Genomic DNA, 12,433 nt, shown 5'->3' with positions numbered 1-12,433 from the left:
TTCTCTTTCGGTATCAGGATGCGGTGCGGGCGGCATCGCTGCCGCCCAGGTAGGCGTCGCGGATGCGGGTGTCGGCCAGCAGCGTCTTCGCAGGACCGCTGAGCACGATGCGGCCGGTCTGCAGCACGTAGCCGTGGTGCGCGATCTGCAGCGCGAGGCTCGCGTTCTGCTCGACCATGAAGACCGACACGCCCTGCGCGTTGATGCGCGAGATGAGCTCGAGCACCTTGTCGACGTAGAGCGGAGACAGGCCCATGGTCGGCTCGTCCATGCACAGCAGCTTGGGCCGGCCCATGAGCGCGCGCGCCATGGCGACCATCTGCTGCTCGCCGCCCGACAGCGTGCCGGCCTGGAAGGCCAGGCGCTCGGCCACGCGCGGAAAGAGTTCCAGCATCCGTTCGAGGTCTTCGGCCACGGCGTCGCGGTCACGCCGCGCGTAGGCGCCCATCAGCAGGTTCTCGCGCACCGTCATCGCGGGGAACAGGCGGCGCGCCTCGGGCACCGAGCCGATGCCGCGCCGAATGACCTGCGGCGTCGGCAGGCCGGTGATCGGCCGGCCGTCGAAACGCACCTCGCCGGAGCGCGGCTTGAGCAGGCCGAGCACCACCTTCATGGTGGTCGACTTGCCACTCGCGTTGCCGCCGAGCAGGCTCACGATCTGGCCGCGGCGCACCTCGATGTCGAGGTCGAAGTGCGCCTGCACCGGACCGTAGAAGCTGTTGATGCCGCGCAGCGACAGCAGCACGTCGTTGCGGTCGGCCGGCGCGCCGCCTTCACCGTCGTTGCCGCCTGGCGTCGGCGCGGACGCGCGCGCGTGGCCGGCCGGCAACTCGTCGTCCAGCGTCCATCCGGCGGCGGGCGGCAGGCCGGTGCGTGCGACCGTCGAGAGGGAATTCATGTCACCGCCTCCGCGCGCCGTGCCTCGCCGACCTGCCGGTGGCCGAGGTAGGCCTCGATCACGCCCGGGTCGTTGCGCACGTCGCCGGGCAGGCCTTCGGCGATCTTGCGGCCATCGTCGAGCACGACCACGCGGTCCGACAGCTGCATCACCAGGTCGAGCTTGTGTTCGATCAGCAGGATGCTCTGGCCGCGCGATTTCAACGTGCGGATGATCTCCAGCATCTCGACCGTTTCGCTCTCGTTCATGCCGGCCGTGGGCTCGTCGAGCAGCAGCAGCCGCGGGCGCAAGGCCAGCGCACGCGCGATCTCGACGCGCCGCCGGTTGGCATACGACAGGCTGTACGCCGGATGGTCGATGCGGGGCGCCAGCCGCTCGCCGAACAGCGCGATGATCTCGAGCGCTTCTTCACGCAGTTGCCGTTCCTCGCGCGTCACCGCGGGCGGCTGCAGCAGCGCGAGCGCCAGCTCGGCCAGCGCACCCGCGCCGGGGATGCCGCCGGCACGCGGGCGCACGGCGCGCAATCGCGTGTGGGCGCCGACCAGCACGTTGTCGAGCACGCTGAGGTTCGCGAACACCCGGCCGTGCTGGAAGGTGCGCGCCAGGCCGCGCTGCGCCAGCTGTTCGGCGGGCCGGCCGGTGATGTCCTCGCCGTCGAACAGCACCTTGCCGCCATCGGGCCGGTCGAGGCCGGTGACCAGATTGAAGAAGGTCGTCTTGCCCGCACCGTTCGGCCCGATCACGCTGACCAGTTCGCCCTGCGCCAGCGCCAGGTCGACGCCGTCGACCGCCGTCAGGCCGCCGAAGCGGCGCGTGAGGCCGGTGACCTCAAGCAGCCTGGACATCCGGTGCCTCCGCCTGCGCGCGCGGCGCGGGCGAATTCGCGCTGGCGGCCTTCGAATTGACCAGCACGACCTGCGCACCGATGGTCTGCGGATTGCGCAGCAGGTTGAGGATCGGGCAGTTGCGCTCCACCGCCACGAACAGCGCGTCGATGACTTCGCGCGAGGCGGGCGAGTCGATGTGCACCGTGTAGGCGATGTCGTGCGGCCAGATCGGCGTCGACTCGTGGCCCGGCTTGCCGGCGCGCGGATCGATCACGCCGGTGACCTCGACCTCCAGGCTCTCCAGCGGCACCTGCAACTGCGCCGCCTGGATCAGGAAGATGTGGCTCACGCAGGTGCCGAGCACGCCGAGCTGCAGCTCGGGCGAACTCGGCCCGAGGTTGTAGCCGGCGAAGTCCGGTGGGCTGTCGCTGATGACCTGGTGCTCGCGGATGCGCAGGCGCCGCACGCCGCTGCGCCCTTCGACGCGCACGTTGGCGCGCAGCTCGGCGGCCTGTGCGGTGCCGGCCTCGACGGCGGCGGTGCGCGCCAGCACGGCGGCGCGCTTCTCGGCAAGGTAGTCGTTCAGGTTGCTCATGGTGATGTCCTTTGTCGGTGTGTTGTTCGTCGATGGCCTGGCGGCGGGTTCACACCGTGCCCAGCAGGCCCTGTGGCCGGAAGCGGATCAGCAGCAGCAGCGCGACGCCGTAGATCAGCATCCGGTACTCGGTCGTCACGCGGAACAGCTCGGGCAGGCTGACCAGCGCGACCGCGCCGAGCAGCGCGCCGCTGATGTTTCCGAGCCCGCCCAGGATGACCATCGTCAGCGCGAGGATCGAGATCTGCGAGGTGAAGGTCTCGTGGTTGATGTACGAGTACAGGTGCGCGGTGAAGGCGCCGCTGATGCCCGCGGCGAAGCCGCCGAAGCCGAAGGCCAGCGCCTTGTAGCGGTCGGGGTGCACGCCATAGGCGCGCGCGGCCACCTCGTCCTCGCGCACCGCGCGGAAGGTGCGACCCAGGTGCGATCGCAGCAGGCGCCACTGCAGCAGCGCCAGCAGCACCATCGCGCCGAGCGCGGCCCAGTAGAAGGCCTGGTTCGACGACGCGTCCTGGCCGAACAGCGACAGCGGCGGAATGCCCGACACGCCGATCGGCCCGTGCGTGAGGCTCTCCCAGTTGAGGATGGTCAGCGCCACGATCTCGCCGATGCCCAGCGTCGCGATCGACACGTAGTGCCCGCGCAGCCGGAACGCCGGAAAGATCAGCGCCGTGCCGATCACCGAGGTCAGCACGCCGGCCAGCACGATGCTCGTGCCCACCGGCAGGTGCAGGTCGAGCACCAGCAGCGACGAGGCGTAGGCGCCGATGGCCAGCAGCCCCGCGTGGCCGAGCGAGATCTGCCCGATCGTGCCCGCGACCAGCGTGAGGCCGAGTGCCAGCGAGGCATAGAGCCACGCGTTGGTCAGCGTCTGCAACAGGTACGGCGAGGGGTCGAACAGCGGCAGCACCGCGGCCGCCCCGAACAGCGCGGCCAGCAGCCACGGCGGCACGTGCCACGGCTTGCTCGGCGCGATGAAGGTGCCGGTCAGCGGCTCCGGCGGCAGCGCGCGGCGCCGGCCCAGCAGGCCGTTGGGCTTCCACAGCAGGATCGCCAGCAGCAGCGCGAAGGCGAACAGGTTGCGGTAGGGCGTTCCGAACAGCGCCACGCCGTAGCTCTCGATCAGGCCGAGCAGCATGCTGCCGAGGATCGCGCCCGGCACGCTGCCGACGCCACCCACCACCGTGGCGACCACGCCCTTGAGCGTGGCCTGGAAGCTCATCGCCGGGCTGATGTTGTTGTAGTACATGCCCACCAGCAGGCCGGCCAGCCCGCCGAGCGCGGATGCGATGGCGAACACGCTCTGGTTGACCCGGTTCACGTCGACACCCATCTGCTGCGCGGCGTCGCGGTCCTGCGCGGTCGCGCGCACCGCCCAGCCGAGCCGGGTGAAGCGCAGGAAGCCGAACAGCAGCGCCGCACTCACCAGGCCGATGCCGGCGATCAGCAGGTCGAGCGCGCCGATGGTGCCGGTGCCGACCTGCAGCCGCCAGTCGGGCAGCTGCGTGGGCAGCGCGCGCGGGTCGGGGCTGGCGACCAGCTGCACCACGATGTCGAGCACGAAGCTGATGCCGATGGTGGCCAGCAGCGGCGCGATGCGCGCCGCCCCCTGCAGCGGCCGCAGCCCGACGCGCTCGATCAGCATGCCCAACGCGCCGGTGCCCAGCACCACCAGCAGGATGGTGACCGGCAGCGGCGTGTGCAGGAAGGTGATGGCCGCCCAGCCGACATAGGCGCCCACCGTGTAGACCGAGCCGTGCGCGAAATTGATCAGATGCGAGACGCCGAAGATCAGCGCCAGCCCGACCGCCAGCAACGCATAGATGTTGCCGATGATCAGGCCGTTGACCGTGTAATCGAAGAACGACGTGAACGAGAAGTTCATGCTCAGCGCGAGGACGCGACCGAGGCCTTCGCCGGGGCGGGCGCCACCGTCCACTTGCCGCCGGTCACGATCAGGTTGACGCTCTTCACGCCGATCACGCGGCGCGTCTGCGGGTCGAAGTTGGCCTTGCCGAAGACCACGCTCGACACGTCGTGGATCTTGTAGAACGCATCGCGCACCGCCTTGCGGTCGGCGTCGGGGCCGGCCTGGCGCAACGCGGCGGCGGCGATCACGACCGCGTCGTAGGCGTAGGCGTTGAACGCGTCGGGCTCCTTGCCGTACTTCGCGCGGAAGCGCGTGACGAAGTCCTGCACCTCGGCGCGCGGCTCGTCGGGGAAGAAGGACGTGTTGGTCTGGATGCCGTCCACGGCGCTGCCGCCGAGTTCGATGAACTTGGGCGAATAGACCGAGCCGCTGGCCGCGATCGGCTGCTTCAGCCCGACGTTGCGGACCTGGCCCGCGATCAGCGCACCGTCGGGGTAGTAGGAGATCAGCACCAGCCCGTCGGGGTTGGCGTCACGCACGCGCACCAGCGTCGAGCGGAAGTCCTTTTCGTCGGGTTGGTAGCCCTCGGCCACGACCACCTGCGCGCCGCGCGCCTCGGCCGCCTTCACGAAGACGTCGCGGCTGGTGCGGCCCCAGTCCGTGTTGAGGAACAGCACCGCCACGCGCTTGAAGCCGAGCGTGCTCACCGCCAGGTCGGCCAGCAGCGGCTGCGCATCGGCCTGGCTGATCGACGGGCTCCAGATGAAGTCGCCGCCCTTGGTGAAGTCGGGGTGCGAGTTGGTGAAGCCGAGCTGCACGAGGCCGGCGCGCTGGTAGATGGGCGACGCGGCCATCGACGCGGGGCTCGAGAAGTCGCCCAGTTCGATGCGGATGCGCTTGTCGCCGACGAACTTCTGCGCCAGCGCCACCGCCTGTCGCGGGTCGCTCTGGCTGTCTTCGAACACATAGGCGAGCGGCCGGCCCTGGATGCCGCCATCTGCATTGATCTGGTCGATGGCGAGGTCGAAGCCGGCCTTCCACTGCGCGCCGTACTGGGCGTTCTGCCCGGTCAGCGGACCGCTGACGCCGAACCAGACGGGCTCGCCGGCCGCGGGCGCGGCGGAGGCGATGGCGGGCGCCAGCAGCAGGGCGGCCGCGAAGCGAAGGAATTGATGGCGCAGCATGGGAAGCACTCCGGAGAAACGGGGAAGCTGCGGATTCTTCGGCGCCGCGGCGCGCCGGGGAACGAAGAAAAACGTGCTGGCTTCCTTGCTTCACGCATAAGCGCGCCAGTGCGCTAGCGCAGCGTGACCCACACCGGTGCATGGTCGCTCGCGCCCTCGAGCCCGCGCACCGCGCGGTCCACGCCGGCCGCATGCAGCCGGGGCGCCACCGAGGGGCTGAGCAGCAGATGGTCGATGCGCAGGCCCGCATCGCGCGGCCAGCGATTGCGCAGGTAGCTCCAGAAGGTGTAGCCCGGCTTCCCGTCCGAACCGGCAACCAGTGCGTCGACCCATCCTTCGCGCAGCAACGCAGCATAGGCAGCCCGCGGCGCGGGTTGAAGCAGCGCATCGTTCTTCCAGGACTTCGTCGCGTAGATGTCAGCGTCGGTCGGCACCACGTTGTAGTCGCCCGCCAGGACAACCGGATGGCCCGACGCGAGCAGCGTTGCCGCGTGCGCGCTGAAGCGCTCGAACCATTCGAGCTTGTAGGCGAACTTGGGACCGGGCTGCGGATTGCCGTTGGGCATGTAGAGGCAGCCGATCAGCACACCGTGCACCGCGGCCTCCAGGTACCGGGCCTGCTTGTCGGATGCCAGCCCGGGCACCATCCGGCGGACTTCGATCGGCCGCTGGCCACGCGCCAGGATCGCCACGCCGTTCCAGCTCTTCTGGCCGTGCACCAGCGCCTCGTAGCCCATGGCGCGGACCGCGTCGTAAGGAAACTCCGCCTGCGTGCACTTGAGTTCCTGCAGGCAGACGACGTCGGGCGCGGTGACGTCGAGCCAGGCACGCAGCGGCGCCATGCGCTTGCGGACATCGTTGACGTTGTAGGTGGCGATCCGCACGCCACGCCCCTCAGGATGTCCGATCGGCGGCGGCAGCGGCCTTTGCGATGCTGTTCGTCAGCGCCATCCAGCTTTGGTAGTCGATCAGCAAGGGCTTGCGCAGCGAGCGGGGCTCGGCCCTGGACGGCTGTCTCGCGGCGCGTCGGGGCGTGTCCGGCAACGCGAGCGGCTTCTGGCGACTTCGATCGGCTTTCATGGCCCGTGAAGTTAGGGCTGTCGCCCGTCGCGTGCTGTAGGAATTGCCCGCTTCCATGGGCCGTGCCGTGCAAGAATGGGTCGGCAACGACGGATCTTCTCCTCGTGCCGAAACATGCCGAACTCCCCCATCTCCCGTTTCCGCAGGGAACAGATCCTGCGCCGCGCCGGCATCGACCTCGCGCCCTACCCGACCGCCGCGGCCGGCATCACGACGCCCGAGCAGGACGCGCAGTTGCTGGCCGCCGGCACCGCGTGGGAGCAGGACGTTGACAAGCGGTACGTGGAGTTCCTGGCGCAGCAGTTGCCCGACGAAGGGCGGGATCTGGAAGGCGCGCCGGGCTATGTGGCCCTGTGCGAGGCGCACGGCCTTGTCGCCGCGCTGCTGGCCTTGAACCGCCGGGTGCCGCATCGCTACACCGCGGCCTATCGGCTGGACGGCCAGCGGCTGCGCAACGTCGAATTGATCGACAAGGCCGGCGAGGTCCGTCCGGAATTCCTGGCCGAAGTGCCGCTCGCGGAAAGCTTCTGCCAGTTCGTGCTGCGCCAGGGGAAGTTCGTGACCAGCGATTCATCGCTCGACTCGCGGCTCGACGGGCATCCGTACAAGGGTGTGATGATGGCCTACCACGGCGTGCCCATCATGGACAGCGAGGGCGGGCTGCTCGGCACGCTCTGCCACTTCGACGTCGAGTCCCGGCCCTTGGCCGACGAGGAACTCGAACTGATGCAGGCCGTGGGTCGGCGCCTGCATCCGTTCCTGCCGGTCTGAGAACGGCGTGACAGCGGCCTGACGGCCTCCTACAGCCATTCGGGTGCTTCGCCCCCGGCCGTGCGCAGCACCACCCAACAGGCTCGGGGCCTTCATATTCCTGAACACCCCCCGCTCAAATGAAAGCTCCCAGCCTGCTCTTCTCGGCGCTGATCGGTGCCGTCGCCAGTGCGCGTTCGATGACACCGATGGCCAGCATCGCCGTGGCTCGTCTTCTCGGCGATCGCACGCCGGGGCGGCTCGTCCTGCTCGATCGTCCCGTCTTCAAGATCGGGGCCCTTGCCTTGGGGGCCGGGGAACTGCTCGGAGACAAGATGAAGACCGCGCCCGACCGCACCGTCTTTCTGGGGCTGCTGGCGCGCGTGATGAGCGCGGGCATCGCAGGCGCTGCGCTGGCGCCGCGGGATCAGGAGCGGTTGGGCGCTGCCACGGCGGTCGCCACCGCCGTTCCCCTGGCCTACCTGACCTTGGCCGGACGCAAACGCGCGATGGCGCGCATCGGCCAGACCCGCAGCGGGTTGATCGAAGACGCCTTGATCGTCGCCGCAGGCGCGGCGATCGTGGCCCTGGCTGTGCGACGAAAGAACGCGTCTTGATCGTTCGGGTCCGTCGCTAAAGACCCAGGCGGCCAACCGGTCGAGATCGCGCCCGTGTAGGCGGTTCCCGCCGGTGTTCGTCCGGCGTTTTTTCGATCCGTAGCCTTACACCTTGCTGCTTCGTTTCATCAACGGGTTGTTCTCGCGCGCGAACGAACGCGGCATGCCGATCGCCGTGGTGAATGCGGCGATGGCCTCGTCCGCCTCCGTGACATCGGCAAGGATCAAGCCGTCGTCTGCGCTGCCATCCGGAAGCGCCATCGGGATCTGAGCCTCGGCGAGCAATGCTTGCGACGCGCCGAACGCGAGGATCGGCTTGCAGTGCCAGTACTGGGCTCTCAGGAACTCCAGCGTGTGCGCATCCGCATCGAGTGACTCGACACCTGCCTCACCATCCGGCAGCACGAGCGCGTCGAACAGGAAGCCGGGGCTGTTCTCCATTGTCGCGTCGGCTTCCAGCTTCTCGCCGCCGAGGCCGACATAGGAGCCCAGCCGGGAGGCCACCAGGCGAGGCACCGCGCCGGCCGCTACCAATGCCGTCACCAGCTTGCCGATGGAGGCTCCTTCCACACCATCGGCGATCAGGATCGCCACCTTGCGACTGCGCACGCCCCCATCGCCTGGCCGGGCCAGGAGCGACAAGGCGGGCGAGACCGTGACCTCTGGCGCCATGGGGTTCTCCAGCGCCTTGGCCAAGGGCAGCGGCATGGCCATGCCGAGATCTGCAGCGACATGCGCGGCCAACGCAGGCGATGCGTTCGCCAGGCTCGCAACCACGCGCTCGCGGATCGCCGGAACGGTCACCTTCGACAGCTCGAAGCGGAAGGCATTGGCGATGTGCGCTTGTTCGTCCCCCGTCTGGCTGTCGAAGAACAGCGCCGCCTGCGTGTAGTGGTCGGCGAACTTCTCGGGCTTGATGCGCACCTTGTCGCTCGACTCCTTCGCGTCGATCCGCTTGGCGACGCTCACGAAGCCTTGCGCGGCGCCGGCCTGGAACGGGCAGCCGCCGGCCAGCGAGTTGGGCTCGTAGGCGACGCGTCCGCGGTGGATCGCCTGGCGATGCATGCCGTCGCGCTGATTGTTGTGCACCGGCGCGATCGGCGCGTTGATCGGCAGCTCATGGAAGTTGGGACCACCGAGCCGGCTGATCTGCGTGTCGACGTACGAATGGATGCGCCCCGCCAGCAGCGGATCGTTGGTGAAGTCCAGGCCCGGCACGATGTGGGCCGTGCAGAACGCGACCTGTTCCGTCTCGGCGAAGAAGTTGTCGGGATTGCGGTTGAGCACCATGCGCCCGACCACGCGGATGGGCACCAGTTCTTCCGGCACCAGCTTGGTCGCGTCCAGGATGTCGAAGCTGAATTGCTCGGCCTGCGCTTCAGTGAAGATCTGCAGGCCGAGCTCCCATTCGGGGTAGTCGCCCGCATCGATCGCCTCCCACAAGTCGCGCCGGTGGAAGTCCGGGTCCGCGCCCGAGATCTTGACGGCCTCCTCCCAGACCAGCGAATGCGTACCCAGCTTCGGCTGCCAGTGGAACTTGACGAACACCGATTCGCCCGCCTCGTTGACCAGCCGGAAGGTGTGCACGCCGAAGCCCTGCATCATCCGGTAGCTGCGCGGAATGGCGCGGTCGCTCATCTGCCACATCAGCATGTGGGTCGACTCGGGCATGAGGGAGACGAAGTCCCAGAAGGTGTCGTGGGCCGAAGCGGCCTGCGGCATGCCATGGTGCGGTTCGGGCTTGACGGCATGGACGAGGTCCGGGAACTTGATCGCGTCCTGGATGAAGAAGACGGGGATGTTGTTGCCGACCAGGTCCCAGTTGCCTTCGTCGGTATAGAACTTGACGGCGAAGCCGCGCACGTCGCGCGCCGTGTCCTTGGAGCCGCGCTCGCCGGCCACGGTCGAGAAGCGCACGAAGACCGGCGTGATCTTGCCGGCCTCCTTGAAGGGTGCCGCCTTGGTGTACTGCGTCATCGGCTCGTAGCACTCGAAGTAGCCATGCGCACCCGAGCCGCGCGCATGCACGATGCGCTCGGGAATGCGTTCGTGGTCGAAGTGGGTGAGCTTCTCGCGAAGGATGAAGTCCTCGAGCAGCACCGGGCCGCGTGCGCCGGCCTTGAGCGAGTTCTGGTTGTCGGCGACCGGCACGCCCTGGTTCGTGGTCAGCCGTTGGCCGGTGGAATCGACGCGCGCGCGGTCCAGCGTGTCGATGGTGGAATTGACGCCCTCGTCGGCCACGGTCCCTGTCTTGAGCGACGTGTTGGCTTCCGACAGCGTGCTGCCGGTCGGCAGGCGCGACGGCGGCGTGGCGCTCAGCCCCGTTGGTGGCGACGACGCGTTGGCCTCGCCATGTTCCAGCGGCTTGTTGGTATTGAGCGGCATGGCGCTCACCAGGCTCTGCGTGTCGATGGCCCGCTGGGTGGGCGGATCGCCTGCACCGGCGGGAACGGGTGCCGGGTGCGCCGGTGCACTGTCCGTGTTTCTTGCCGCTGCGTGTGCGGCATCGATTTCGAACGCAGTTTGCGAAGGTGGTTTCTTGGTCATGGTGTGGGGTCCTGGTGTGTCTTCTCGGTGGTGGGTGCGGGAAGGAGCAACCTAGGGCTGACATCGAGCGATCGATGTAGGACGTTCACACCGCTTTCGACGGAGCCGATGTTCGAAGTGCGGGTGCCGGAACGATTGGCGCGCATCCGGCCCCATCGGTTGCCTTATGGCGCACGCCGATGTCGATGGCGTGCAGGCGCGGCATCTGCTGACAGAACTGCGCCAGTCGCAGCGCCAGCGTGACGGTCTTCCAGTTGAACATCAAGGAGATCGGAAATGAAAGCTCGCCTGACTCTTCGCACCGCCGTCGGTGCCGTGGCACTCGGTTTGGTCGCGTTCTCGGCGTTGCCTGCGGCGGCACAGTCGAGCGCTATGACCAAGGGCGACCAGACGCTGCTCAAGGACATCGCGCAGGCCAACATCGCAGAGATCGAGTCCGGAAAGCTCGCACTCGACAAGTCCTCGAACGACGGCATCAAGAAGTTCGCGCAGATGATGGTCGACGACCACGGCAAGGCCCTGACCGACGTGCAGGCGCTGGCGTCGACGAAGGGGGTCACGCTCCCGACCGAACCCGACATGAAGCACAAGGCGGTCGCCGTCGAGTTCAAGGCGTTGAAAGGTTCGACCTTCGACAGCCGATACGTCAAGCAGGCGGGCGTCGGCGACCATGAAGCGACCGAGAAGCTGTTGAAGAAGACGCAGGCCAAGGCCAAGGACGCCGACCTCAAGGCGCTCGCGACCAAGATGCTGCCGGTGGTCGATGGCCATCTGCAGCATGCCCATGAGCTGGCCCACATGTGAGCCCGACATGACGCAAGCCACCCTGAACGAATCCGACCGCGACCCGCATCGCGATGACCCGGCGCCGGCTTCCGAGAAGGCGATGAAGCAGTCCGCGAAGACCGAAGCCGAGTCCGACGGCAATGCGCCCAACGGTCCGAACGACGGACCGGAGCTGACGGTCGACACCCAGCCGCCACCGTCCACTGCGCCCGCCGATCCGTCGGTGGCCCAGCGCGGCGCCTGAACCGGATCTCCGGACCGCGCGACGCCGGTGGAGCTGCTCGACCTCATTCAATGGCCAGCGTTTGCCGCGTCCGTCGCGGCCGCCTGGCTGGTCGCGTCCAACGCCCAGGGGCGCCGGAACATCGGCTTCTGGATCTTCCTGGCCAGCAATGTGCTGTGGATCGTCTGGGGCGCGCACACGAGTGCCTACGCCCTGATCGCGCTCCAGGTCTGCCTGGCGGCGCTCAATGTGCGCGGACTGTTCAAGACGGAGGGTGCGCGCTGAGCGCTGAGCGCTGAGCGGCGCAGCCCCTCCGCCCTGTCCGCTCAGACCGTGGCGTCGTGCTCCGCCATCAGTTCGGTCTTGCGCGCTGCAAGCTGATCGCGCAGGCCGACGAGGTCCATCTTCGACTTGCGCGCCTTTTCGAACATGTCCTCGCGCTCCTCCGTGACGTGGTGGTCGATGTACTCGCCGAGCACGATGACCTTCGCGTCGAACAGCGGCTCGTCGGCGCCCATCGATTCGATCTGCGCGATCAACTCCTTGGCACTGGCGTGCTCGACCGTGGCCTCGTCCAGCAACGGATCGTCATGGATCGCGGCCCGCGCTGCGGGATAGAAGATCTCTTCCTCGATCTGCGCGTGCACGGTGAGTTCCATGCAGATCTGATCGGCCAGCGCCTTGCGGGCGTCGGCGGGCGCCTTGGCGTCGGCCAGCTTGTTGAATTCCTGGAACAGCTTCTTCACCTTGATGTGGTCCGCATCCAGCAGGTCGACCGCGTCGTGCTTCTTCGGGGGTGCTTTGCTCATGATGATTTCCTTTTCGTGGGTGGTGTGTCGGGGGCTTCTGCAGGGTCGACGGCCCGGGCGTGGCACAGGGGCTCGTCCGGTCCGCCAAAGCAATTTCTGCCGTTGCGCCCGGCCGGCCGCGTCAGGCACTGCAGCGCAAATACGTAGGACCACCATCCGGCGTTCCCGGCGCAATCGATCAGGCTTCTTCCCTACAACAGCGATCGAGCTTCCCTACATGGGTGGCCGGGGCAGCGGCCTAGAAAGA

15 protein-coding genes are annotated in these 12,433 nt (G+C 68.1%); 5 read left to right on the top strand and 10 right to left on the bottom strand.

The window, feature by feature from the left end; translation table 11 throughout:
- Nucleotides 1–13: 13 nt before the first annotated feature.
- The 7 genes from AC07PZ_RS17750 to AC07PZ_RS17720 form a co-directional block, all read right to left on the bottom strand.
- Complete coding sequence (locus AC07PZ_RS17750) at nt 14–898, bottom strand: ABC transporter ATP-binding protein (protein ID WP_495296438.1); 885 nt, start codon at nt 896–898, stop codon at nt 14–16.
- Complete coding sequence (locus tag AC07PZ_RS17745; protein WP_495296437.1) at nt 895–1,743, bottom strand: ABC transporter ATP-binding protein; 849 nt, start codon at nt 1,741–1,743, stop codon at nt 895–897. The genes AC07PZ_RS17750 and AC07PZ_RS17745 overlap by 4 nt, the downstream gene beginning before the upstream one ends.
- The gene (locus AC07PZ_RS17740) at nt 1,727–2,320 is read right to left on the bottom strand and encodes an OsmC family protein (protein ID WP_495296436.1); all 594 of its coding nucleotides are present in this window, start codon (nt 2,318–2,320) and stop codon (nt 1,727–1,729) included. The genes AC07PZ_RS17745 and AC07PZ_RS17740 overlap by 17 nt, the downstream gene beginning before the upstream one ends.
- Before the next feature lie 49 nt (nt 2,321–2,369).
- The gene (locus tag AC07PZ_RS17735; protein WP_495296435.1) at nt 2,370–4,205 is read right to left on the bottom strand and encodes an ABC transporter permease; all 1,836 of its coding nucleotides are present in this window, start codon (nt 4,203–4,205) and stop codon (nt 2,370–2,372) included.
- A gap of 2 nt (nt 4,206–4,207) precedes the next feature.
- A complete protein-coding gene (locus AC07PZ_RS17730) occupies nt 4,208–5,374 on the bottom strand; it encodes an ABC transporter substrate-binding protein (protein ID WP_495296434.1) in 1,167 nt (388 codons plus the stop codon).
- 113 nt (nt 5,375–5,487) lie between these two features.
- Nucleotides 5,488–6,258 (bottom strand): exodeoxyribonuclease III, encoded by a 771-nt coding sequence (locus AC07PZ_RS17725; protein ID WP_495296433.1) that lies wholly within the window; start codon nt 6,256–6,258, stop codon nt 5,488–5,490.
- A 10-nt stretch (nt 6,259–6,268) separates the two neighbouring features.
- Nucleotides 6,269–6,454 (bottom strand): hypothetical protein, encoded by a 186-nt coding sequence (locus tag AC07PZ_RS17720; protein WP_495296432.1) that lies wholly within the window; start codon nt 6,452–6,454, stop codon nt 6,269–6,271.
- A gap of 114 nt (nt 6,455–6,568) precedes the next feature.
- Here AC07PZ_RS17720 and AC07PZ_RS17715 point away from each other — a divergent pair, with 114 nt between their 5' ends.
- Together AC07PZ_RS17715 and AC07PZ_RS17710 are read left to right on the top strand one after the other, a co-directional pair.
- Nucleotides 6,569–7,225 (top strand): GAF domain-containing protein, encoded by a 657-nt coding sequence (locus AC07PZ_RS17715; protein ID WP_495296431.1) that lies wholly within the window; start codon nt 6,569–6,571, stop codon nt 7,223–7,225.
- Between the two features lie 188 nt (nt 7,226–7,413).
- Nucleotides 7,414–7,821, top strand: a complete 408-nt coding sequence (locus tag AC07PZ_RS17710; RefSeq protein WP_495296430.1) for a hypothetical protein — start codon at nt 7,414–7,416, stop codon at nt 7,819–7,821.
- Nucleotides 7,822–7,926: 105 nt separating this feature from the next.
- On the opposite strand, the gene AC07PZ_RS17705 is transcribed toward AC07PZ_RS17710, so the two are convergent.
- On the bottom strand, nt 7,927–10,368 hold the full coding sequence (locus AC07PZ_RS17705) for a catalase (RefSeq protein ID WP_495296429.1): 2,442 nt from the start codon (nt 10,366–10,368) through the stop codon (nt 7,927–7,929).
- A gap of 85 nt (nt 10,369–10,453) precedes the next feature.
- Nucleotides 10,454–10,630 carry a hypothetical protein gene (locus AC07PZ_RS17700; protein ID WP_495296428.1) on the bottom strand — a complete coding sequence of 59 codons (177 nt, stop codon included), beginning with the start codon at nt 10,628–10,630 and terminating at the stop codon, nt 10,454–10,456.
- A 14-nt stretch (nt 10,631–10,644) separates the two neighbouring features.
- Here AC07PZ_RS17700 and AC07PZ_RS17695 point away from each other — a divergent pair, with 14 nt between their 5' ends.
- From AC07PZ_RS17695 to AC07PZ_RS17685, 3 genes are read left to right on the top strand one after another with little or no spacing between them, the layout of a single operon-like run.
- Nucleotides 10,645–11,172, top strand: a complete 528-nt coding sequence (locus AC07PZ_RS17695) for a DUF4142 domain-containing protein (protein WP_495296427.1) — start codon at nt 10,645–10,647, stop codon at nt 11,170–11,172.
- A 7-nt stretch (nt 11,173–11,179) separates the two neighbouring features.
- On the top strand, nt 11,180–11,398 hold the full coding sequence (locus tag AC07PZ_RS17690; protein WP_495296426.1) for a hypothetical protein: 219 nt from the start codon (nt 11,180–11,182) through the stop codon (nt 11,396–11,398).
- Nucleotides 11,399–11,425: 27 nt separating this feature from the next.
- Nucleotides 11,426–11,662 carry a hypothetical protein gene (locus tag AC07PZ_RS17685; RefSeq protein WP_495296425.1) on the top strand — a complete coding sequence of 79 codons (237 nt, stop codon included), beginning with the start codon at nt 11,426–11,428 and terminating at the stop codon, nt 11,660–11,662.
- Between the two features lie 41 nt (nt 11,663–11,703).
- Here AC07PZ_RS17685 and AC07PZ_RS17680 read toward each other — a convergent pair whose 3' ends face one another.
- Nucleotides 11,704–12,186 carry a hemerythrin domain-containing protein gene (locus tag AC07PZ_RS17680; protein ID WP_495296424.1) on the bottom strand — a complete coding sequence of 161 codons (483 nt, stop codon included), beginning with the start codon at nt 12,184–12,186 and terminating at the stop codon, nt 11,704–11,706.
- Between the last annotated feature and the right edge of the window lie 247 nt (nt 12,187–12,433).

This window comes from Variovorax sp. GW821-FHT10B04, from assembly GCF_059415645.1.
This window is presented reverse-complemented; position numbering and strand designations above follow the sequence as displayed.